22 protein-coding genes are annotated in these 22,428 nt (G+C 44.8%); 6 read left to right on the top strand and 16 right to left on the bottom strand.

Annotation, left to right across the window (positions count from 1 at the left end; all coding sequences use genetic code 11):
- Nucleotides 1–14: 14 nt before the first annotated feature.
- The 4 genes from carA to ACXAH2_RS11635 form a co-directional block, all read right to left on the bottom strand.
- A complete protein-coding gene (gene carA, locus ACXAH2_RS11650; protein WP_475078665.1) occupies nucleotides 15–1,145 on the bottom strand; it encodes a glutamine-hydrolyzing carbamoyl-phosphate synthase small subunit in 1,131 nt (376 codons plus the stop codon).
- A 247-nt stretch (nucleotides 1,146–1,392) separates the two neighbouring features.
- Nucleotides 1,393–1,944, bottom strand: coding sequence for a DJ-1 family glyoxalase III (locus tag ACXAH2_RS11645; RefSeq protein ID WP_475078663.1), 552 nt, complete (start codon nucleotides 1,942–1,944; stop codon nucleotides 1,393–1,395).
- A 15-nt stretch (nucleotides 1,945–1,959) separates the two neighbouring features.
- A complete protein-coding gene (locus tag ACXAH2_RS11640; protein WP_475078661.1) occupies nucleotides 1,960–2,421 on the bottom strand; it encodes a GNAT family N-acetyltransferase in 462 nt (153 codons plus the stop codon).
- A 28-nt stretch (nucleotides 2,422–2,449) separates the two neighbouring features.
- Nucleotides 2,450–3,292, bottom strand: coding sequence for a hypothetical protein (locus ACXAH2_RS11635; RefSeq protein WP_475078659.1), 843 nt, complete (start codon nucleotides 3,290–3,292; stop codon nucleotides 2,450–2,452).
- Between the two features lie 29 nt (nucleotides 3,293–3,321).
- On the opposite strand from ACXAH2_RS11635, the gene ACXAH2_RS11630 reads away from it, so the two are divergent.
- The 4 genes from ACXAH2_RS11630 to ACXAH2_RS11615 all read left to right on the top strand — a co-directional run bounded on the left by ACXAH2_RS11630 (nucleotide 3,322) and on the right by ACXAH2_RS11615 (nucleotide 6,450).
- Nucleotides 3,322–3,513 carry a hypothetical protein gene (locus ACXAH2_RS11630; RefSeq protein WP_475078658.1) on the top strand — a complete coding sequence of 64 codons (192 nt, stop codon included), beginning with the start codon at nucleotides 3,322–3,324 and terminating at the stop codon, nucleotides 3,511–3,513.
- Between the two features lie 62 nt (nucleotides 3,514–3,575).
- A complete protein-coding gene (locus ACXAH2_RS11625; RefSeq protein ID WP_475078656.1) occupies nucleotides 3,576–4,364 on the top strand; it encodes a transporter substrate-binding domain-containing protein in 789 nt (262 codons plus the stop codon).
- Nucleotides 4,365–4,538: 174 nt separating this feature from the next.
- Nucleotides 4,539–5,273, top strand: a complete 735-nt coding sequence (locus ACXAH2_RS11620; protein ID WP_475078654.1) for an amino acid ABC transporter permease — start codon at nucleotides 4,539–4,541, stop codon at nucleotides 5,271–5,273.
- A gap of 244 nt (nucleotides 5,274–5,517) precedes the next feature.
- Nucleotides 5,518–6,450, top strand: a complete 933-nt coding sequence (locus tag ACXAH2_RS11615) for a hypothetical protein (RefSeq protein ID WP_475078653.1) — start codon at nucleotides 5,518–5,520, stop codon at nucleotides 6,448–6,450.
- Between the two features lie 124 nt (nucleotides 6,451–6,574).
- On the opposite strand, the gene ACXAH2_RS11610 is transcribed toward ACXAH2_RS11615, so the two are convergent.
- From ACXAH2_RS11610 to ACXAH2_RS11585, 6 genes are all read right to left on the bottom strand, one after another.
- Complete coding sequence (locus ACXAH2_RS11610) at nucleotides 6,575–7,282, bottom strand: FadR/GntR family transcriptional regulator (protein ID WP_475078652.1); 708 nt, start codon at nucleotides 7,280–7,282, stop codon at nucleotides 6,575–6,577.
- Between the two features lie 2 nt (nucleotides 7,283–7,284).
- Nucleotides 7,285–8,058: an SDR family NAD(P)-dependent oxidoreductase gene (locus tag ACXAH2_RS11605; RefSeq protein WP_475078650.1), complete on the bottom strand. Its 774-nt coding sequence runs from the start codon at nucleotides 8,056–8,058 to the stop codon at nucleotides 7,285–7,287.
- A 114-nt stretch (nucleotides 8,059–8,172) separates the two neighbouring features.
- Nucleotides 8,173–9,285, bottom strand: coding sequence for a quaternary amine ABC transporter ATP-binding protein (locus ACXAH2_RS11600; protein ID WP_475078649.1), 1,113 nt, complete (start codon nucleotides 9,283–9,285; stop codon nucleotides 8,173–8,175).
- Between the two features lie 26 nt (nucleotides 9,286–9,311).
- A complete protein-coding gene (locus ACXAH2_RS11595; RefSeq protein WP_475078647.1) occupies nucleotides 9,312–11,282 on the bottom strand; it encodes an ABC transporter permease in 1,971 nt (656 codons plus the stop codon).
- A gap of 74 nt (nucleotides 11,283–11,356) precedes the next feature.
- Nucleotides 11,357–12,319 carry an ABC transporter substrate-binding protein gene (locus tag ACXAH2_RS11590; RefSeq protein ID WP_475078645.1) on the bottom strand — a complete coding sequence of 321 codons (963 nt, stop codon included), beginning with the start codon at nucleotides 12,317–12,319 and terminating at the stop codon, nucleotides 11,357–11,359.
- 73 nt (nucleotides 12,320–12,392) lie between these two features.
- Nucleotides 12,393–13,184: an SDR family NAD(P)-dependent oxidoreductase gene (locus tag ACXAH2_RS11585; protein WP_475078643.1), complete on the bottom strand. Its 792-nt coding sequence runs from the start codon at nucleotides 13,182–13,184 to the stop codon at nucleotides 12,393–12,395.
- 593 nt (nucleotides 13,185–13,777) lie between these two features.
- Here ACXAH2_RS11585 and ACXAH2_RS11580 point away from each other — a divergent pair.
- Together ACXAH2_RS11580 and ACXAH2_RS11575 are read left to right on the top strand one after the other, a co-directional pair.
- Nucleotides 13,778–15,097 (top strand): allantoate amidohydrolase, encoded by a 1,320-nt coding sequence (locus ACXAH2_RS11580; protein WP_475078642.1) that lies wholly within the window; start codon nucleotides 13,778–13,780, stop codon nucleotides 15,095–15,097.
- A 31-nt stretch (nucleotides 15,098–15,128) separates the two neighbouring features.
- Nucleotides 15,129–16,613: an NCS1 family nucleobase:cation symporter-1 gene (locus tag ACXAH2_RS11575; protein WP_475078640.1), complete on the top strand. Its 1,485-nt coding sequence runs from the start codon at nucleotides 15,129–15,131 to the stop codon at nucleotides 16,611–16,613.
- Nucleotides 16,614–16,715: 102 nt separating this feature from the next.
- Here ACXAH2_RS11575 and ACXAH2_RS11570 read toward each other — a convergent pair whose 3' ends face one another.
- From ACXAH2_RS11570 to nrdR, 6 genes are all read right to left on the bottom strand, one after another.
- Nucleotides 16,716–17,207: a phosphatidylglycerophosphatase A family protein gene (locus ACXAH2_RS11570; RefSeq protein ID WP_475078638.1), complete on the bottom strand. Its 492-nt coding sequence runs from the start codon at nucleotides 17,205–17,207 to the stop codon at nucleotides 16,716–16,718.
- Between the two features lie 47 nt (nucleotides 17,208–17,254).
- Nucleotides 17,255–18,211, bottom strand: coding sequence for a thiamine-phosphate kinase (gene thiL / locus ACXAH2_RS11565; protein ID WP_475078636.1), 957 nt, complete (start codon nucleotides 18,209–18,211; stop codon nucleotides 17,255–17,257).
- Between the two features lie 167 nt (nucleotides 18,212–18,378).
- Nucleotides 18,379–19,650, bottom strand: coding sequence for an MFS transporter (locus tag ACXAH2_RS11560; protein ID WP_475078635.1), 1,272 nt, complete (start codon nucleotides 19,648–19,650; stop codon nucleotides 18,379–18,381).
- A 354-nt stretch (nucleotides 19,651–20,004) separates the two neighbouring features.
- Nucleotides 20,005–20,505 (bottom strand): transcription antitermination factor NusB, encoded by a 501-nt coding sequence (gene nusB / locus ACXAH2_RS11555; RefSeq protein ID WP_475078634.1) that lies wholly within the window; start codon nucleotides 20,503–20,505, stop codon nucleotides 20,005–20,007.
- A 246-nt stretch (nucleotides 20,506–20,751) separates the two neighbouring features.
- Nucleotides 20,752–21,915, bottom strand: coding sequence for a bifunctional diaminohydroxyphosphoribosylaminopyrimidine deaminase/5-amino-6-(5-phosphoribosylamino)uracil reductase RibD (gene ribD / locus ACXAH2_RS11550; protein ID WP_475078632.1), 1,164 nt, complete (start codon nucleotides 21,913–21,915; stop codon nucleotides 20,752–20,754).
- Nucleotides 21,908–22,405: a transcriptional regulator NrdR gene (gene nrdR, locus ACXAH2_RS11545; protein ID WP_475078630.1), complete on the bottom strand. Its 498-nt coding sequence runs from the start codon at nucleotides 22,403–22,405 to the stop codon at nucleotides 21,908–21,910. The genes ribD and nrdR overlap by 8 nt, the downstream gene beginning before the upstream one ends.
- Between the last annotated feature and the right edge of the window lie 23 nt (nucleotides 22,406–22,428).

The following is a 22,428-nucleotide window of genomic DNA, read 5'->3' as shown; positions in this document are numbered from 1 at the left end:
TCGTTCCGCTCCTTTTAGGCTTTTGAGGCTTTGATGTTGTCAATAAATTGGTCGAACAAAGGCGCAACGTCATGTGGCCCTGGGCTCGCTTCTGGGTGACCTTGGAAGCTGAACGCTTGCTTATCGGTTCGACTAATTCCCTGCAAAGAGCCATCAAACAGAGACTTGTGAGTCATTTCCAAGTTGGCTGGCAAGCTGTCTTCGTCTACCGCAAAACCGTGGTTTTGGCTGGTGATCATCACAGTGCCTTGTTTGATGTCTTGAACTGGGTGGTTGGCACCGTGGTGACCAAACTTCATTTTCTTGGTCTTAGCGCCGCTGGCCAACGCCAACAACTGGTGACCAAGACAAATACCGAATACTGGAATCTCGGTTTCTAGAATTGCTTTAATCGCCGCAATCGCGTAGTCACATGGCTCTGGGTCACCAGGGCCGTTTGATAGGAAGACGCCATCTGGGTTCAAAGCCAACACATCACTTGCTGGCGTTTGGGCTGGCACGACGGTTAAGCGGCAACCACGCTCAACAAGCATACGTAGAATGTTTCGTTTCACACCGAAATCATAGGCAACAACATGAAATTCGGCGTTTTCTGGTGTCGTGTGACCTTTCACCAGATCCCAAGTAGACTCAGTCCACTGATAAGAATCTTGCACTGTCACTTCTTTGGCCAAATCCATGCCTTTTAGACCAGGGAACGCACGTGCCGCGGCAATGGCTTCTTCTTCATTGATATTTTCACCGGCCATGATACAACCCGCTTGAGCACCTTTTTCGCGGAGAATACGGGTAAGTTTTCGCGTATCAATATCGGCAATGCCGACCACACCTTTACGCTCTAGGTAAGCGGATAAAGTTTCTTCTTTACGCCAACTGCTGGCCAGTAAAGGAAGGTCTCGAATGATTAAGCCCGAGCACCACACTTGATCGGATTCTTCATCTTCAGAGTTGACACCTGTATTACCGATATGTGGATATGTCAGAGTGACCATTTGTCGAGCGTAGGAAGGATCTGTAAGAATTTCTTGATAACCTGTCATTGAGGTGTTGAATACCACCTCCGCGGTTGAGGAGCCATTCGCTCCGATCGACACGCCTTTGAATATTGTGCCGTCTTCCAGAGCTAGAATCGCTGATGTTGCCAAAGGAACCTCCCATTTAGAGCCTATCAGGTTGCAAAAAAGCGAGATAAGCCGGCGGCCCATCTCGCTTTTTCGTAATTGCGTTTTTGCCGTCTATTCATCTCTTCTGCCAAGATGAATCTCGCGTTCAAAAAATCTGCCTAATTTTACTCTTATCTACTCAGATCGTCCACCTAAGATTGGAATGGAAAAGGCTAAAAATCGCCTATTTTCGTGCTTTTTGATTAACCTTTTGGTCAAGAATATTTTCTTAGCAAAGTAAAGCGTCGGCGACTTTTTGCGCTACCTCATAACCTTTCAAATTGGCTAACAAGGTAAGAGCAAATACCATGGAAACGGCTGGCCCTTTTGCCGTTAACACATTACCATCCATGACCACAGGTTCATTAGCGAGCAATTCCGCTCCCGTTAAACCTAACTCGAACCCAGGATAACAAGTCGCTTGTTTATCCACTACAAAACCATGTGTACCGAATACAACCGCAGGCGAAGCACATATTGCAGCCAACAAAGCATCCTGAATATCGTGCTTTTCCAACATATCAATCAAAATTCGGCAATCGCGTAAATGCTCTGCTCCTGGCATACCTCCTGGTAGGGCGATAGCGTCAAACATGTGTTCAGATTGCTCACTAATCAAGCAATCGGCAATCAAACGACAACCATTGGACAAGGTCACTTGCACATCATCATGCACACTGGCTACCGTCACCGTTACGCCACCACGTCGCAATACATCAATAATGGTGATGGTTTCAATGTCTTCGCTACCATTCGCAACGGGAACCAATACTGTCGCCATGTTTTTTCCTCAAGATTATTTGGCTCTGTTTAAAGTGTATAAACAAGCAGCCTCTCTACCTGCAACCGTCTTGTAATAATTATGACGGCGTCCAACCAGTTCAAAACCCAAGCTCTCATACAAACGAATCGCTTCCATATTGGATTCGCGTACTTCCAATAAGAACTCTTTCACCCCTTTGTTTGTCAATTCTTGCAACCAATTTAATGTCATGGCTTTGGCTAAGCCCTGACGACGCACACGCTGATCTACCAAAATCAATTCTAGTTCTGATTGATCAACCGCACGCGAAGCCGTAAGCCAAGCAGCAATGGTTTGCGGATTTTGTACCTCACATACCACCCAATTTAAACGTACAGCTAAAGCATCTGAAATCAATGTTTTCCCCCACGGATGAGGGTTGGATTGTGTGTCCAAACGCTCTAAACCTAATACATCGGATTCAACAGTGGGACGAATCAAGTAGGTTGAATTCATAAGGGTAACGCCACATTTTATTATTGGATTAACGGGACGAAAAGAAGCTCGTTTGCATCGTCTGCCAAGCTTCCTTCCGCAATTCTGGGATTCGATGTAACTCTGACAAACTGACGATCCGCGCGGTCGGATACGATTTTAAAGGACTGTCGGCTGGTAAATCATCAATTAATTGCGCGATATTAGCGCCCGCCACGACCAACCAAACATCCGATGAAAAGGATTGAGTCCAACGTTTAATAGAGGACTCTAATAACCCCAAAAGCCAATCCGTTCGCATAATAAAATGAGGGTTTTTCAATTCTCCTGGCCAACTTAAATGGTAACTTTGCCAATGATCTGTTGGATCCTTGAGCAAAGCTTGAGCCATTTTTAAAGCCAAATGTTCAATCTCTCCTTGTTGTGTAAATAAAACGGGGACATCTGAAATGATTAATAATTTTTCTGCCAATGCAAAAGCGTAGACATTTAACTGAGTCACTTGAGTAACACCAGTCTCAGGTTGAGGTTCGATATCCACCGCTCGTTCTTCAATGGGCTGCAAATCTTCTACTATGATTTCAGGTGCGGCATTAAGTTGTTGACGCAGATAAGAAACCGACTCCTGCTTTTCTTGCGGCGGCAATTTTACAACAGGCGATTCTACACCTTCGGCAAAACCAGCACTCAGATCAGACATGTTAGCCTGTACAGCTGATGTAGACGGGGAATTAACACTCATCTCACCATGAGCTTGCCAAGGTTGTGCATCAAAATACACCCTTCCCATAATACTTTGCGAACCTGACAACCAAGTCACCACACCCATTTGAGCTAAGCAATGGATTTGAAACGCTTGTTGTGTATTAAGTTCGCGAATACTGTTACTCATAAATTCATGACAGGATAAGGAAGCCGATATTGACGAATAAGTTTACAAGAATATACGCTTTTCCATGCTTAGATGCTAGGGAAGGTGGCAATAATCGAGAGTCGCGTGCTAACTCCCACATGAAGATGGAAAGTAAGAACAACGCAGAAACCATTGCCGTAGCCAATGGCCTTACCAGAGAAATGGATTACCATAGTGACGATTATGGCAAATGTGTATAATCACTCTCTTATTTTAATGAGATGATGCCATCTCAATCACTTCTCTTAATAAGGTATTCATCATGCTTTCATTGCTGTCGCGTATGACTTTGGCTGTCAGCCTACTTGTTGCTAGCTTGACGCAAGCGGCTTCTTTACCCGATTTACAAGGTCGCACCATTCTAGCGGTTACCGAAAATGCCTACACACCATTGAACTTTGTTGACTCTGAAACGGGCAAAGGCATTGGCTGGGAATACGATGCAATGAATGAAATTGGTCAACGCTTGAACGCCAAGATTGAATGGCATCTAAGCAGCTGGGACGCCATGATCCAAGCTGTTAAGCAAGGCCAATATGATATCGGTATGGATGGCATCACCATCAACGCTGAACGGGCCGAGCAAATCGATTTTTCCATTCCTTATATGACATCCCAGCAATTCATGCTAGTGCGCGCTGATGAAGACAGATTCAACGACGCAAAAAGTTTTGCTGCCAACGAGGATTTATTATTTGGTGCTCAAGCCGGTACCACCAACTTTTACGTTGCCGTTTATGACGTATTAGATGGTAACGAAGACAACCCTCGTATTACCTTATTAGAGACTTTCGGCGCATCGGTACAAGCGCTTAAATCAGGTGATGTTGACAGCGTTTTAATGGACGCCACTTCTGCTCGCGGCTACATTGGCGCTAACCCTGGCGCCTTCAAAATCGTTGGTGGCCCATTAGGTACAGAAGATTTTGGTTTTATTTTTACCCCCGGTTCTGATTTGGTAGAACCCGTAAACGCCGCACTACGCAGCATGAAAGCCGACGGCACATTAGATGTGTTAAACAAAAAATGGTTTTTTGATTACAATCAATAAAACGTTCTGCAACCCATTCGTATAAAGCGAAACCGATAACGGCTCAGCAATTATCGGTTTCTTCATTCACCACCCAGGTAGATCGCACAACCCCATTATACTATGCCCTTAAAAAAGACCCTAGATCGCACACCATGGTGGCTCATAGCCACACTCATTATTGGCACCGTGCTCATGTGGAACATGGTGGCAAATCAAAGCTACCAAAAAATTGCTGGGGCATTGAGCAATGGCTTACTGACAACCATAGGTGTGACCTTAGTGGCTTTCCTGTTAGCCAGTTTAATCGGTCTTTTAGTGGCGCTGGCAGGATTTTCTCGATGGCGCTTATTGCGTGAAATAGCACGTTTTTATGTGGAAATTTTTCGTGGCATTCCAGTTTTAGTATTATTGTTTTACATTGCTTTTTTTGGCGCTGGAGAGCTCATAAATTTCTATAACTGGGCGCTACAATGTCCGATTGAAGCCGGCTGGGTCGATAAGGCACGCACCCGTGATTTCAGTATGCTGTGGCGTGCTATTTTAGCTTTATCCATCAGTTACAGTGCTTTTATTGCAGAAGTGTTTCGCGCTGGTATCCAAGAAGTCAGTAAGGGGCAAATTGAAGCTGCGCAATCTCTCGGTTTATCCAGTTGGATGCGATTTCGTCTGATTATTTTGCCGCAAGCCATGCGTAAAATTCTACCACCACTAGGCAATGACTTCGTTGCTATGATTAAGGATTCCGCCTTGGTTTCCGTACTAGGCGTGCAAGATATTACCCAACTTGCCAAAGTCTATAGCTCATCCACATTCCAGTTTTTCGAAACCTATAATGTAGTGGCTTTTTTGTACCTTACTCTGACCCTCAGCTTGTCGTTACTTATTCGAGCTTTTGAAGCACATTTACGGCGCAATGATCATCACTAATAAATTAAGTATAAAAGAGATAAAACATTGAAATTATTATCAAAAATCATTTAGTAAGGTTTGGATAAATCTAACAAAATTTCATTCTAATCCTTCACTTACTTTCTACTTCGCCGTACGTTTGATAACTCTCTTCTTTCACCCGCAATAATCCTATTATTCAACGATCCTAAAATTGCTCCACCGTTCATGATTAGCCTTCTATACAAGATCCAAAATGGAAAATTATTCATAGGAGGCTATCGTGCCTAAAAGAAACATTATGCCGTCTGTTTATGAAGCACTTATAAAAGAGTATCTAAAAAAGGTAATACTCGATCCAAAAATGGATAAAGAAGAAATTAATCTATCGACCATAAAGCCAACCTGCAATCTATATCCAGAGACTCAGAAAGAAAACACATTCTTTTGGCGATGTGATCACCGTCCTCCAGAAGAACTCAAAAAATCAAATTTGTCCGCTAGAGAGACGTCTGGCGTCACATGGCAGATGGGTGGCGAAATAGATAACCTAGATGGTCGCACTTGCGTTTGTCTTTCAAAAACCATTGCAGGTGCCATTTTCTTTCCTTGTGAATTCGAGCACCCAAGCAATACGATTACATATATTTATGCCATTAAACTAGATCGACCTTACTGTGACTTAGATACCATGCAAAGAATAGTTCATCGCATCATCAACCCTAATGATGAAGGTGTAGGCAATAGTTACTATCCTTATGACCCATTAGAAGAAGGGCGGCATGGATGGATTAGCCCAAGGTATTTATATGGAGAAGTCTTTACTGATGAAATTAGCTGGGATGAAGTTGTCGGATGCTGGCGTTTAGAACGTGAACTGCTTATCGAAAATAGCCACAATACAAAGCCTGGGGTCACCCTTGTCGAAAAACAAAAGGCAGGTAAGAAAACCATTAAAGCCTGGTCCGAAGAAGCATCATTTCAACTAGATCGTTGGTTCAAACAACTAGGATTAAATGAATACTATTCTTATGGTGGGGTCATCAAGTTAAAACCATCTACTCCTCGACCTCGTTCTGAAACAGAAGCCGAAGCGTATTATTATGAAAACGCGGCCTTTGCCAAAGATGCCAATCAAGAAACCTGTCAATTAAAACCAAAACTAGAACTAGTAACACGAGCCCCTTTTTCTGATGACTTTGAAGTCAAAAAATAATCAAGCCAATTTACTATATTCTGCTTTAAGGAACATACGGTTAAGTCGGCAACATGAAATATTCTTGCCGACTTAAGTATGCTAGTTCAAACCTTTATATACTCCGTTTATGGGCATTTAATATCTATTTAAGATCATGATTAATGGTTTTTCGGGCGATTTCACGATATAAGCTCAATATGAGACAAATTTCCTTTTGAGCATTAGCTATATCCTGAGCCTCAATAAACGTCATTACATTTTGATAACCATTAAGCAACTTGCCTTTCAAATCACCAATATTAAATACGTGAAGCGGAAAGAATGTTTGAGACAAACCATGCTCAATTGACTCCTCAATAAAGCTATTATGTGAAGCGGTTCCTAGAGCCAATGTAAATTGAGATATGGAAGATTTAAAGCCTGCACTGGTGTCACTATTACACATCACATCCAAAGCGGCTTTCATACGCTTAAATTCAGGTAATGCTAAACGCCCGCAAGCCAGCTTAGCCGCGGTCATTTCATTGGCCTCGCGGAACTCTAAAACTCGCATAAAGTTAGAAGGGTTAAGCATTAAGCGTTTGTAAGCTAGGTCATCCAAAATAATTTGCTCGGCAACAAATGCACCGCCATGGGCGCCGCGACGGGTCGATATGTAGCCTTCTGCTTCTAATACTCGTAGAGCTTCTCTAAGCGTAACACGCGATAGTCCTACTTCTTCAGCCAGTTTTCGTTCTGCTGGTAAACGCTCACCCGGCTCAATAAAGCCCATGTGAATTTGACGTTTAATACGCTCGACAGCTAATCCATAAGCTGCCTGCTGTTGAACAGGTCTTAATCCCCAAAGCATCGTTATATAGCCGTAAAAGTGTTATCGACAAAAATTTCAGCACCATTGATAAAGCTGGAATCTTCAGACGCTAAAAACAACGCAACGTTCGCGACTTCTTCGGGTTCACTTATTCGGCCTTGCATAACATTTAAGTCATTTTCCGAAGCGAACACACCATAGCGTCTTAATTGTTGAATTTCATCTTCGCCGTGGTGCGTTCTAATAAAGCTCGGACAAATGGTGTTCGCACGAATACCTTGATCTCGATATTCCACCGCAATGGCTCGAGTAAGTTGATGCATGGCAGCTTTCGAAGCGCAATAGACAGATTCTAGATGTGTTACCGCTTTTACTCCTGTGGTCGAGGTACTGACGATGACACCATGTCCTTGTTCAAGCATCATTGGTAAAACTTTTCGTGTGACTAGAAAGACACTTTTAGCATTGTTATCAAATTGCTCATCCCACTCCTCAATGGAAATATCTAAAAATGGCTTAACCAACATAATACCTGCGTGGTTGAATAAAATATCTACTCGATCATAACGCTCTTTAATGTGTTCAATAGACACTTGCACCTGATCAAGCTGTGACACATCAGTGGCAATAAATTCTACTGTGTAGCCATTATTTTTGAGTTCCGTTTCTAATGCCCTACCCGCTTCTACATCACGATCCAGAAAAACAACCGATGCTCCAGCCTCACAAAACAAACGGCAACTGGCAGCACCAACACCATTGGCCCCACCAGAAATAAGGGCTATTTTTCCATTAAGTGAATGCTTCTCGCTCATAGAGATTATGATCCTAAAGAACAATTAAAAAATATTAAGGCGTTAAAGTGATCACCAATGTGCCACAAGTCAGATTGAATTACGAGCTAGACATCTAGATAGTAGTTAGACTATCTAGGTGTCAACACCAGCTAGCACGCGGATAAAGTCCTCCAACTCAACTTGCCCAATGGCATGACCATTTTCAGTGACTATAAATGACTTGTTATGCTCATTCAGCACAGATGTAAGGTTGTTTGCCGCATCTTTGCCTGCTTTGAGAGTACTTAAAGTATGATAATTTACAACCATAGGAGCAACACTAGACACAGTAGCATTGGCATCCAGTCGCACCCCCCCAGACACGTTTTCGACAATGGGTTTCATCATATGTTTTAAGCGGGTCACCTTAGACAGAGGGACTTTACTCACAAAACGTTTAACATATTCGTTGGCAGGATGAGCAACCAGTTGTTCCGGCGTGCCAATTTGTACGATTCGACCATTTTCCATAATGGCGATTCGATCAGCGATTTTAATCGCTTCATCCAAATCATGGGTGATAAACACTACCGTCTTTTTAAGTGTTTCCTGAAGGCGTAGTACCTCATCTTGTAGATCATTGCGAATCAACGGATCCAGAGCCGAAAAAGGCTCATCCATTACCCAAACTTTAGGGTCATTCGCCAAAGAACGCGCAATGCCTACTCGTTGTTGCTGCCCACCTGACAATTCATTTGGAAAGTGGTCCTCACGACCTTTTAATCCTACTGTTGCAATCAAGTCTTCGACTTTCTCTTCATATTCGTGCTTTGTAACCCCTTGAATCTCTAAAGGAAAAGAGATGTTCTCACGTACAGTTCGGTTGGGTAATAAAGCAAAATGTTGAAAGACCATGCCAAGTGATTTGCGCCGCAGTCCTTGTAGCATTTTATTCGTTGCTTTGGTCACATCTTGACCCGCGATCACCAATTGACCACGAGTCGGTTCATTGAGTCGGGTCATACTGCGAATCAGCGTCGACTTACCGGAACCTGAGAGCCCCATAATAACGAAGATTTCGCCTTCTATAATGTCGAACGACACATCCTTTACCGCCGCAGTCCAACCACGACCAGCAATTTGCTCATCCGATAAAGCATGACCATTTTCCGCCTCAAACTCGTGCTCCGTGGCACCAAACACTTTCCATAGCCCCCTCACTGATAAGATGGGGGATTGAGATTCAAGTGTAGACTGATTATTCATAATATGTTCCTTTTGCTGAGTTGCCATTAGCCCCCCATTTTGTTCTGTTTATTCTTGGCCCAAGCCTTTAATAGCCCATCTGCAATTAATGCAATCGCCGCAATACCAAAGCCCGTTACTAATCCTGTGCCAACATCTGCTCTGGTGAGCGCAATGTAGACCTCTTGACCTAAATCTCGAGTGCCAACAAGTGCGGCAATGACGAGCATAGAAAGCGCCATCATAATAGTCTGATTTAACCCTAAAATAAGTGTCGGGAACGCCGCTGGAAAACGCACGTGACGAAGCGTCTGCCACCCGTTACAGCCCACCATTGTCGCGGCCTCAATACGGCCCGATGGCACGCTTCTGAAACCATGTATGGTGTAACGAATCGCGGGTGCTATGGCATAAGATGTAATCGCAATCAAAGCGGAGAAATCACCATTTCGAAACAGCATGACAGCAGGTAATAGATAAACAAAAGTGGGCAGTGTTTGCAGTGTGTCGAGCACTAAATTGGCTGGTTTATGCAATAAGGGTGTCGATGCGATCCAAAGCCCAACAGGGAAACCTATGAGAATCGCCAATACCACGGAGCAGGTGGTTAGATAAACTGAAATCATTGCCGCTTGCCAGAAACCCGTGAGCGCAACAAAGGTTGCCAAACACAATACGGTAACCATCAAGCGCCATCCTGCTAGCAGCCAAGCTATCAATGACAAGCCTAGTGTCACCATAGGAATGGGTAATCCCACCAAAAAATCACGGAATGGCGTCATCACATTAAGCAAAGCGAACGTCCGAATTGCTTCCATTTGCTCAAAGAAATGCTGATTAATGAAGGTAATTGCTTGATCCCAAAATGGCGCGGTTGTCAATGTCCATGCTTTCGGCCATTGGTTAAGGGCCGGCAGCATTAGACTTACCAAGGTTGGCAGCAAAATCAGGACAACATAGATACACCATCGAGGTGCCCGAACATTATGATCAAGGCCGGAGGATTGCTTAGTGGCCAATGCCTGAGTGATACGATCCAGCATAACAGCCAACACCACAATACCAAGCCCTGCCTCTAACCCGCCACCAATATCCAATCGACGCAGCGCCCTTAAAACATCGTAACCTAAGCCTCCTGCTCCGATCATAGAGGCAATAATCACCATATTTAATGACATCATCACCACTTGGTTTAAACCTACCGTCAACATAGGCAATGCGGTTGGGATTTCTACTTTCCAGAGTAACTGTCGTTTAGTAGAGCCGGCCATCAAACCATATTCGCGAATTTCATCTGGCACCGATTTCAACGCTAAAATTGTTGCGTGTACCATAGGTGGAAGCGCATAAAGAACCGTTGCCAATAATGCGGCACTCGGTCCATAACCAAACAATAACAAGGTGGGTAATAGGTATGCGAAAATAGGCACCGTCTGCATGACGTTCATGATCGCTTGCACCCACTTTTCAATATTTTCTGAGCGATAGGACACAATACCGATAAACAACCCCAGACCAAGGGCTACCACTACACACATGATGACACTGGCGAGTGTCGTCATGGCATTTGGCCACAGTCCAAAGAAAACCAAATATCCACAACATAACGCGCACATTAACGCGAGTCTTTTATCGCCAATGTGTCGCGCTAACAAGCACAACGCCAACGCAAGACCCAGCCACGATAATGGTGGAACGATTTGAGATTTATTGAACCCAGCACCAGTTACAACACCTTCCGCCAGAAGCATATTAAGAAAAGACATAGGCCAGTTTACCCATTCAGCAATGCCCCGGGTGAAACCTTGTACTGAGAAAGGGCCTATCGCCGCCTCTCGTGCAAACCAATTAACATACTCTCCCAGCCATGCTGATAGAGGTAACTGTAAATCGCTGTTGATGACATGATTTATATTGCCCAAACCCGTCATAGCAAAACTCATGACAACAAAGGTAAGGGTTATAAGCCAAATATACACAGCGGGTATTTGTGGCTGTTTTGATAGTGCTTTAGCCATGAAAGATCCTTAGAGAGAGCTTTATAGAATAAAGAGTGCTCCTACACGCATATTGTCATGTAGGAGCAACCCCATTAAGACTCAGCAGCGCACGAGGCCCAACCACGCCATGTTGCTTCGTTTTCTTTTGCCCATTCCATTGCTACGTCCTCAACACTTTCTCCGTCGACATCCACTTTGTATACCAACTCACTGATGGTTGCGTTATCGATGGTGTAGTTACGCACCATTTCATAAGCGCATGGCCATTTTTTCTCGCCACCAGCCCAACCCATTTTCTTAATCCAGCCTTCAGGTTTACCACAGTCAAAGGTGGACTCTTTGTTCGGTCCCCAAGATGCGTCGGTCGTACAACTCTCTTCATACTTAGGAAACTCAACAAACTCCCCTTCGAAAGCATTTGACACCCAATTTGGCTCGTACACCCAAAGAACAATCGGTGCTTTACGCTCGTATGCGGAACGCAACTCTGCCGTCAGACCTGCATTTGTTCCAGCATGGACCACCTCAAACGGTAAATCTAGAGCTACAATGCGTTCTTCATCATTTCCACCCCAGCTTACAGGGCCACCCAAATAACGTCCTTTGGGTGCCGTATCAGCCGTTGCAAAGACATCCGCACAGCTTTGTAATGCTTTCCAGTCTGGTAATCCAGGGCAACGCTCTTTCATGTACAAGGGGTACCACCAATCTTCCTTAGCAAGCATGCCCGTCTCACCAAGATCCAATACTTTACCTGTAGCGAGTGAGGCTGCTAGCGCTTTTTCCTGAGTGGTTTGCCACGTTTCCATAGCAATATGTAAATCACCATATTCAAAACCTGGGTAACGTGCTGAATCATCCGCAATCACCTTCTCGACGTTATAACCATAAGTCGATAAGACAATATTCATGATTTCAGTGTTAATAAGCATGGACGTCCAGTCAGCTACCATGAGCTTAATTGGCTCTTTTGATTCTGGTTGAAACGCATGTGCTGGTTGCAAAGCGACCAAAGATAATGATCCAACGACTAATGTTGATGCAATTGATTTCATTTGTTTGTCCTTTTGTGTTGTGATTAAGAGATGACTAATTTTTAATTATTTTTTCAGTCATAGATTGAGCTGGTTAGCCTTTCGCATACCAACCATTATCAACGTACAGAGCCGTTCCATTTACGAAACTGGCACTGTCCGATAACAAATACATTGCTGCGGATGCCACTTCATCCGATTCACAAATTCGTACCTGAGCGCCCTTTAATTCTGAGTCGTCCCAGTTTTGCCCAAGGCCATCCAACTCATCGATTTCACGCAACCCATGTGCGGTTTTAACAAAACCCGGACACACGGCGTTACAACGAATTCCTTGCTCTCGGTACTCAATAGCAATCGTACGAGCAAGCTGTAAAACGGCCCCTTTTGACATGCAGTAGATGGATTCCAATGCAAATCCTTTCTCGCCACCAATTGAAGAGGTAATGACTATCGAACCACCCCCATTTTCGACCATGTGTGGCACCACTTTGCGACAGACTAGAAATGCAGATTTGGCATTGATATTCATCAGGCGATCGTAATCTTCCTCTGTCGAATCATGTAGAGGTTTTACAATGATGGTGCCTGCATGATTGAACAAAGCATCAATTTTTCCCCAATTTGAAATCACCTCGTCGATGGCTCTTTCAACTGAGTCAGATAGCGATACGTCGCAGGGAACAAATATTGCCTCACCGCCACCTGCCTTAATCGCTTCCACCACCTTATTGCCGGCTTCTTCCTGTATATCCAACACCGCAACACGGGCGCCTTGCTTAGAAAATTGCACAGCGGCGGCTGCGCCAATACCACTGGCACCACCGGTGATTAACGCTGTTTTGCCCTCCAGACAACCCGCTGTAGATAATTGATTAGGCTTCATTGGCTATTCCTTTTATTGAGAGAATGATCATTGGTCTATTGGTATAGACTTTATACCAATATATCCAAAACAGATTAATGTCAACTTCTTTACACTTTTGAAGTGTGATTAGAAAACAACGTAAATCAGAGCAAAGTTGCCAGAATTGCTCTTACTATCCTTAGCTAATAAAGAAAGCATGGCAATTCTCGTTTTATGTATGATCGCAACCTAGGTATTCAGCTTGAATGTTATTAAGCTGTTTACAAGTTGACCAAGACAGTGCAAAAATGCACTAAAACTGTTCTCATCTAGTCTTCTTTCTCTGATAAGACTGCAAGCTATCAAAAGCTAATCCCCTCATTTCATTTTGCACTAAAGCCAATTACTGGTTACCAAACTGGCCATGAGGCAAACATTATTTTTCTAACTAAGTCGCTGTTTAAAAAGTAATAAATTAGATTTATCTCTGTTTTTATATAAATTTGTTGGGCCCTCTTTCCTTTATCTAAGAGGCGCAAAATCAAGCCTGTTTAAAAATTGGCCTATTTATTGCTGACCAAAAAGACAAGTTCATCACCTGTTTAGCAAGCAGGGGTTTATAGGAGATACGCATGCAAAACTTGCGCATTAACGAACAGCGCTTATGGGACACCTTAATGACCATGGGGGAAATAGGCGCCACGGCAAAAGGCGGTTGCAATCGTTTAGCGGCAAGTGATTTAGACAAACAAGCGAGAGATTTATTTGTCGCTTGGTGCAAAGCATGCGACTGCAGCGTTGACATTGACAAAATTGGTAACATATTCGCTCGCCGAGCAGGACAAAATAACGACCTACCCGCCGTTGGTACAGGCAGTCATTTAGATACACAACCAACCGGCGGTAAATTCGATGGTGTGTTTGGCGTGCTAGCAGGGGTAGAAGTATTGCGCACCCTGCATGAAAACCAAATACAAACGCCAACCGCGATGGAGTTCTCGGTCTGGACCAATGAAGAAGGTTCACGTTTTCAGCCTGCTATGCAAGGCTCAGGAACCTATGTTGGCCGTTTTGACTTAGCGACCGAACTGAATAAAACCGACACCAATGGCATTCGTCTTGGTGATGAGCTAGAACGCATAGGCTATTTAGGCGACATGGAATTAGGCAGTCGTCATATGGGGGCTTTCTTTGAAGCCCACATTGAGCAAGGCCCTATTCTTGAAGATGAACAAAAAGCCATTGGCATTGTTCGTCTAGGGCAAGGTATACGCTGGTACAACATAGCAGTGATTGGCCGTCCATCCCATTCTGGCACGACACCCATGCACCTTCGCCAAGACGCCATGCTAGCCGCCGCCAGTATAGTAAAAGAAATTAATGACCTAACCCAACGCCATGACAATGCGTTAGGCACGGTCGGTTATATGGATGTGTGGCCTAATTCACGTAACACCATTCCTGGCAAAGTGAATTTCAGTGCTGACTTACGTAACCCTGATGCCAAGGTACTTAAAATCATGCACCAAGAGCTAGAATCGATTTGCCAAAGGATTGCAAAAGAGCAAGGCATCAAGGTCGTTTGCGACCACATTTGGTATTTTGAACCAGTGGAATTCAGTGCGTCAGATGACGTCAAAGCCGCCACCGAAAAGCTTGGCTATAGCCACATGGACATTTATGCAGGCGCTGGACACGATGCCTGCTATATGGCGGATTTGGTGCCCACAGGCATGATTTTTACGCCCTGTCTAAATGGCATAAGCCATAACGAGGCAGAATACAGTTCACCACAAGAATGCGCAGCGGGTGCCAATGTACTCCTACATACTATGCTGGCTGCCAGTGAACGCATCGCACAGCAACACAAGACTGAACATCTGTCCTCATTGGCAGACAAAACAAAGGCTGACAAAGTATCAGCCGGAACCTTGAATGAAGTATTAAAATAATGATCAACCTAACATAGAAGAGGTGGCAAAAATGACCAGCAAGTCTGTTAAGCAAGGTGAGTTTTATGAGTTAGAGGTCGGGGACGACCTAATGGAAAGCAGCGCTTATAACAACGACATTGCACCGACTAAAATCATAGAAAGAACTTGGAGTAAATGGAATATCGCTGCCCTTTGGGTGGGCATGTCCATCTGTGTTCCGACCTATACTCTAGGTGGTGTATTGACCGCCTACTTCGGTCTCTCCGTAACCGAAGCCTTATTTACCATTTTGATCGCCAATGTGATCTTGCTGGTTCCACTGACTCTCAACGCCTACCCTGGCACCAAGTTTGGCATTCCTTTCCCAGTGTTATTACGCTCTTCCTTTGGCATGATAGGGTCAAATATTCCAAGCCTGATTCGAGCCCTAGTGGCTTGTGGCTGGTTTGGCATCCAAACCATGTTTGGTGGCTTAGCTATTCATCTTTTCTTATCCGCTATTTCAGATGGTTGGGCAAGTTTAGGCAGTGTTGGGGAAGTAATCGGCTTCTTTATTTTTTGGGCTTTAAACATGTACGTGGTCATCAAGGGTGCTGAGTCCATTAAATGGTTAGAAACCTTAGCGGCACCATTGTTGTTAATCGTTGGTATCGGCTTAATGATTTGGGCTGGCGGCAAGGTGTCTTTTACAGAAATCTTGGCAACACCTGCAAACCGTCCTGAAGATGCTGGTTTTATGAGCTACTTCTTGGGCGGTCTAACCGCCATGGTGGGCTTCTGGGCAACCTTGTCTTTGAACATCCCAGATTTCAGTCGTTATGCAAAAACGCAAAAAGATCAGGTACTTGGTCAAATCATTGGTCTACCAGTGACCATGTTCTTCTTTGCCGCTTTGGGTGTCGTGCTTACCGCAGCATCGGCCACTTTGGTGGGTGAAACCATTTCGGATCCTATCTCTTTGATTGGTCGAATCGATAGCCCATTCTGGGTTGCCATTGCTATGGTGCTCATTGTAATCGCCACCTTGTCAACAAACACCGCTGCCAATGTCGTCTCACCAACCAATGATTTCCAAAACATTGCCCCAAAAATCATTAACCACACTCGCGGTGCTTTGCTAACGGGTCTGGTTGGCATCCTACTAATGGGCTGGGAATTGCTGAAGAAAATGGGCTGGTTGGAATCGGATGTCAGTGTCGAAAGTATGTATTCTAACTGGTTGCTTGGTTACTCCAGTCTGCTCGGCCCTATTGCTGGCATCATGATTGTGGATTACTTCCTTATCAAACGTCAGCATTTGGACTTAGTCGCTCTGTATACCCCATCCAGCTTATACCCAGCTTTCAATACTTCGGGTCTAATCGCTTTTGCTGTGCCTGTGGTCATTACTTTGGTCGCTTTAAACGTATCTGCAATAGGTTGGTTCTATAACTATGGCTGGTTTACTGGTGCCTTCACAGGGGCGCTTGTCTACTTTATTTTAGCCAGTATGCAAACCTCGCAAGCCGGTCAAACGGATGCAGTAGCGTCTTAATGAACAAGCTAGCGGCCTAAGTTTTGTTCGCAAAAAAGCTCAGCAATGATGATTCACGCTGAGCTTTTTTATTAAATAGGAAACACTCACAAAGTAATTGGATTAAAAACGCTCAACCACAAAATGCACTATGGCTTGTAATACCACAAATGACATCAGACCTGCCAAAATATCGTCTAGCATGATACCCAAACCGCCATGTACTTTTTGATCAGCCCAAGAAATTGGCCAGGGTTTTAAAATATCGAATAAGCGGAACAACACAAAGCCTAACACAATATAGAGCCAGCCTGCCGGCGCCATCCACATGGTAATCCAAAAACCGACGAATTCATCCCAAACAATACCAGCATGATCATGTACTCCCATGTCTTTGGAGGTTTTACCGCAAAGGTAAATTCCCAATAAAGAAGTCACTACCAGTACAGCTAGGTATTCAAGATGGGATAGGTCTTGCAGGAACCAAATAAACAAAGGCACAGCCGCCAAGGTACCAAAAGTGCCCGGGGCTTTCGGAGCGGCGCCCGACCCCAAACCAAAGGCCAGAAAATGAATCGGATTTCGCCATACTGAGGCAGGGGCAGAATTTGCCATAATGCTTTAAACCTTACTAATTAATCATGTTTTGTCGTAATTATGAACTAGAAGTGTTGCCAACCCGTAACCTTTCCATCGTAGCCTTGAATACTAAAATCCGCAGCGGTTATTTGTCCTACTTTACAACAGGGTAACCCCAGCGTCTGAGTGATTAAGGCAATTTCTGCTGCTTGCGATGTCGGAGCAGTAAAGCAGAGTTCATAATCATCGCCACCGGTAAGCGCCAGCTCTAACGCTTCGTCTGGTCGCCATTGACGTAACTCTGCAGAAATAGGAATCTGCTCCGCATGTAATACCGCACCGACTTTAGAAGCTGACAAGATGTGCTGAATATCTTGCGCTAAGCCATCAGAAATATCCATCATGGCATGCACAACACGCTTTAGCGCCATACCGGCAATCAAGCGCGGAGCAGGGCGCCAAAAGCGCTCATAAAAATAGTCAAAACGCTGGCTAGACACTTGTGCTTCACCATTGATGATGTCCAAAGCGGCACTGGCGTCGCCCAAACAGCCGGTGACATAAATATCATCCCCCACTTGAGCATTGGCTCGCAAAGGCGTCTGCTTCGCTTCCACATAACCATGTACTTGTAAGCTAATAGTAAGGGGGCCTTTGGTGGTATCCCCACCAACCAAGATCAACCCCATTGGCTCAGCCAACTCTGCCATGCCTTCTGCTAACCCAGCCAACCATTGTGGATCAGAATGCGGCAAGGTCAATGCCAAGGTAAAGAAAGCAGGTTTCGCTCCCATGGCAGCAAGGTCACTCACACAGCTTGCTACCGCACGATAACCAATGTCGACAGGGTCAGCATCATAAGGAAAATGGCGACCTTCAACTAGGGTGTCCATAGAAAACACCAAACTCTGACCTGATGGCACCTGTACCTGTGCACAATCGTCACCAATACCTAACAAAATATCCTTTCGCCCTTGGATGCTGGCCATCACAGAGGTTTGAAAAATATTTTCAATCAATTCAAATTCCTGCAACACCATCTCCTCTTAGTTTGCAATTTTTTCATTTCATGAAAAATTGCAAAGAAAACTGTTTATGAGCAGAGAGGATACCGCATTGTCGGTAGGATGTCAGAAGCAAAGCGACATAGATTGAATTCATCTATCTGATCAAAACCGACTCATTATTTTGCTGTTAATACCAAGCCTCATGGATGAGTATCTGTTGCTTCTCGCTCGGCTTCAGCGTGTTCAACCGCCCACTCACCAGCCGCTTCTACAGCAACAACAGAGGAGGTTGGTACAACCCCAAGATAACTTTCCGTTTCCTCTGCGGGAACAGCCGAGTCTTTCTGTGCCATGCAATGAATAGCATAAATTGATATGACGGCGAAAATAGCACTGAGCACCAGCCAAAATGCGAATGGCCCCATAACCTGCATGGCCCAACCTGTTGCCAAAGGTCCAGTAATCGCACCTAATCCAAAGGTAAACACCAAACCGCCAGAGGCTGCTGGCATTTCACTGGTCGATAAAGAATCATTGGTATACGCCAAAAACAAGGCATACAGAGGGGTGGTAACGCCACCAGCCAAAAACGCAGCGGCGAGCAAATACCCGATACCATCATTTGCGACCCAGCCAATAACACAAGACAAACCACCAACAAAGGCCGCACAAAAAATCAATTTGCGCCGATCCATTCGATCAGAAAGCCAACCTATCGGATACTGTAACACCAGTGCACCAGCAAAGAGTGACGCCACAAATAAAGCAATACTATTCGCCGATAAACCAATTTGGCTACCAAATACCGCACTCATACCAGACTGTGTGGCATAGGCACTGCCCAAAAAGAAAATGCCAATTGTGCCAAGAGGAGAACGTTTAAATAATTGACTTAACGCCATAGGGCGCGCCACATCAACAGCCGGTACGGAGGACACGGACAGCAAAATGGGAGCAAATGAAATAGAAACGAGTATCGATGCACAAATAAACAACACTGAAGTAGCGGCATCCCCTAAGGTTAATAACCCTTGCGCGCCAATAATTCCTAGGGTTTGTGCGATCATATAGGCTGATAGGACTTTGCCTCGAGTCTCATTGGTAGCGGAATCATTTAACCAACTCTCTGCGACCACATAAATTCCAGACATACAAAAACCAATGAGCAGTCTCAATATGGTCCACACCCAAGGCTCTGTCACCAATGGATAGGCAATTAGACCCGCTGAAATAAAGCTGCCCAATGCCGCAAAAACTCGCACGTGACCTACACGACGAATTAAGCGTGGCGTCAGTCGCGCACCAGAAAGGAAACCGACAAAATAGCCAGATGTGATGACGGCCAATTCAGCGGAAGAAAACCCTTCTATACCACCACGCAAACCAATGAGTGTGAAATGCATACCATTGCCTAACATGATAAGCACAATACCAAGCAGCAATGCCCAAACCCTTAATAGTACATTGAGCATAAAATTCCCTCCTAATAAAGGATTAAGCCACTATGTGTCGCATCAAATTCGTTTACAACAAGCAATACCCGTTATTTCATGGCAGCTTTTCCATACCATAAACTCGCAAATGTATAGTGATACACCTCAGGATTCACTACTTCCTACGCCACATTTATGACCACAAACGGCATACGAAAATACAACAAGAAAAAGGGTGAGAGAAATTGCTAGTCAAGGAAGATAAAAGAGGTCCATTAGAACCCTAATAAGGTTCAGATGACTATGCAAGCCAAAGCTAATTTGATACGGGCACAAAAAAGCCCCTAACATGAAGCATGTTAGGGGCTTTTTTCAAATCAATAATGGCAACGCTTAGCTATTACGACGAGCAGCAATCTCTTCACGGCGAACGCGTTGTGCCAATTTGTCTAAAATACCGTTAACGTATTTGTGACTTTCAGTGGCACCAAAGCCTTTAGCCAATTCAACACCTTCGTTGATTGCAACACGATAAGGCACATCAAGACGCTCGGACAATTCGAAAGCACCGATGCGCAATACCGCCAATTCAATTGGGTCCAATTCCGCAAAAGGACGATCTAATAACGCTTCGTACAAGGCATCTAGCTTCTTCGCGCTGACCGTCACCCCTTGCAATAATTCACGGAAGTAAGTTTTATCACAAGACCCCATGTCTTGATCCATCACAAATTGGGTCTCTATCTCACTCACCGCAGTATGATTCATTTGCCATTGGTAAACGGCCTGTAATGCCAAACGACGTGAAGCACTGCGCATTTGTGAACGTGAAGGCTTTTTTGCCTTACGCTGCGGTGCTGGGTTTTGCTCGTTTGTAGTATCCACTTCGCTCATTTTTTGCCTCAGTTATCCAGACTTCGCCACCTTATGAGTGCACGCTTGCAGCCTGATTGATTACGCCCTTCTTCAGAATAGTTAAAGAGCGCAAGAATAGTATTCATCTTGGGCGGCGATTATAACAAGATTTATCCTAGGTTTCTCGGCAAACTTAGCGAAAACTTGCTGAGAAATTAAGGTTTTTAATAGCTCAATAAAAAAGCCTGTAAAAGCAATGAGTCAGAGAACGGGCCCAATGGCAAATCAAGCATCTGCCTCATCTTCCTCTAAGGCTTCTTCAAGATAAAGCGGCTGATAGATCAAACGCAGATCGTCGCCCACTTGTCGCACCGATTGCAGTTTTAAATCAACGGCTTCCGCCATTTCCTCTAAGGGCAATTGAAACAGTGGTCGAGCTGCTGAGCCGAGCAACTTGGGTGCCATATAGAGAATAATTTCATCCACTAAACCGGCTTGCAAAAAACCACCCGCCAGTTCGGCACCGGTTTCTAGCAAGACTTCATTAATGCCAGCATCCGCTATTTGCTCCATCGCGTCTACCAGATCCAAACGACCATCCTCGCCACGCTGAGCAAATTTCACCGTCACGCCTTTTTGCGTTAATGCCTCAAGGTGCTCCGCTTCGATTTCGTCTTCAATAGCGAATAAGCAGGCTTTTGAGCTGGGGTACAAAATTTTCGCTTCAGGCACGATGGAAAGGGCGGTATCCATAACCACACGCAACGGCTGACGTACATTTTTAGCGTCTGTTGCTTGATCATCATTATCAATGCGCACCGTCATACTCGGATTGTCTGCCAACACAGAGCCAATCCCAGTTACAATCGCATCACTTTGGGCGCGCCACTTTTGCACATCAAGACGCGCATCTGCGCCAGTAATCCACTGACTTTCACCCGACTCCATGGCCGTGCGACCATCCACACTCATGGCCAATTTGACACGAACATAAGGTAAACCTTCGCGCATGCGCTTGTTAAAACCAGGATTCAGAGCCTCACAATCGGCTTGTAAGACTGGGCCAATTACCTCAACACCTGCCGCTTTAAGTTTTGCTAGGCCATTCCCCGCCACTTGTGGATTTGGGTCTTGCATGCCGAACACGACTCGCGCGACGCCAGCATTAATCAGTGCGTCAGCACAGGGTGGGGTTTTACCCTGATGGCTACAGGGTTCTAAAGTGACGTAAGCAGTTGAGCCTTGAATCTTATCCGCGGCATTTTGCTGGGCATCTGCCAAGGCGTTCACCTCTGCGTGACCTTCACCCGCTTTTTGATGGAAACCTTTACCAATTAGTTGTTCTTGATGAACCAAGACACAACCTACTCTTGGATTTGGGTGTGTGGTGTACAAACCTTGCTTAGCAAGCTGCACCGCTTGCGCCATCCAGTATTCATGATTATTCATTGTCGGTCTTATCTTCTTTTTGTGACGCATCGCGGTCGGTATGATTTTCCAAACGGTCGATGGCTTCGCGAAATTCGCTGATGTCTTTAAAGCTTCGATAAACGGAAGCGAAGCGCACATAAGCAACTTGATCCAAACGCTGCAGTTCATCCATTACCGCTTCCCCCGTCCAACGGGATGGCAACTCACGCTCCCCAGTTGCCTGCATTTTTTCTTTAATACGAGTAATGGCGATTTCTACTTCTTCCATGCTAACAGGACGTTTTTCTATGGCTTTGAGTATGCCATTACGCAACTTGTCATCATCGAAAGATTCTCGACTACCGTCACTTTTGATCAATTTTGGCATCTGCAATTCCGCCACTTCAAAAGTGGTAAAACGCTCTTGGCACTTAATACAAGTACGACGACGTCGAACCTGCGCGCCTTCTGACACCAGTCTAGAATCGACTACTTTCGTATCTTGAGTTCCACAAAATGGGCATCGCATAGCGCTTCCAATATCACAGTTTT

The sequence above is a fragment of the Marinomonas sp. ABL3_031 genome (assembly GCF_056161265.1).
This window is presented reverse-complemented; position numbering and strand designations above follow the sequence as displayed.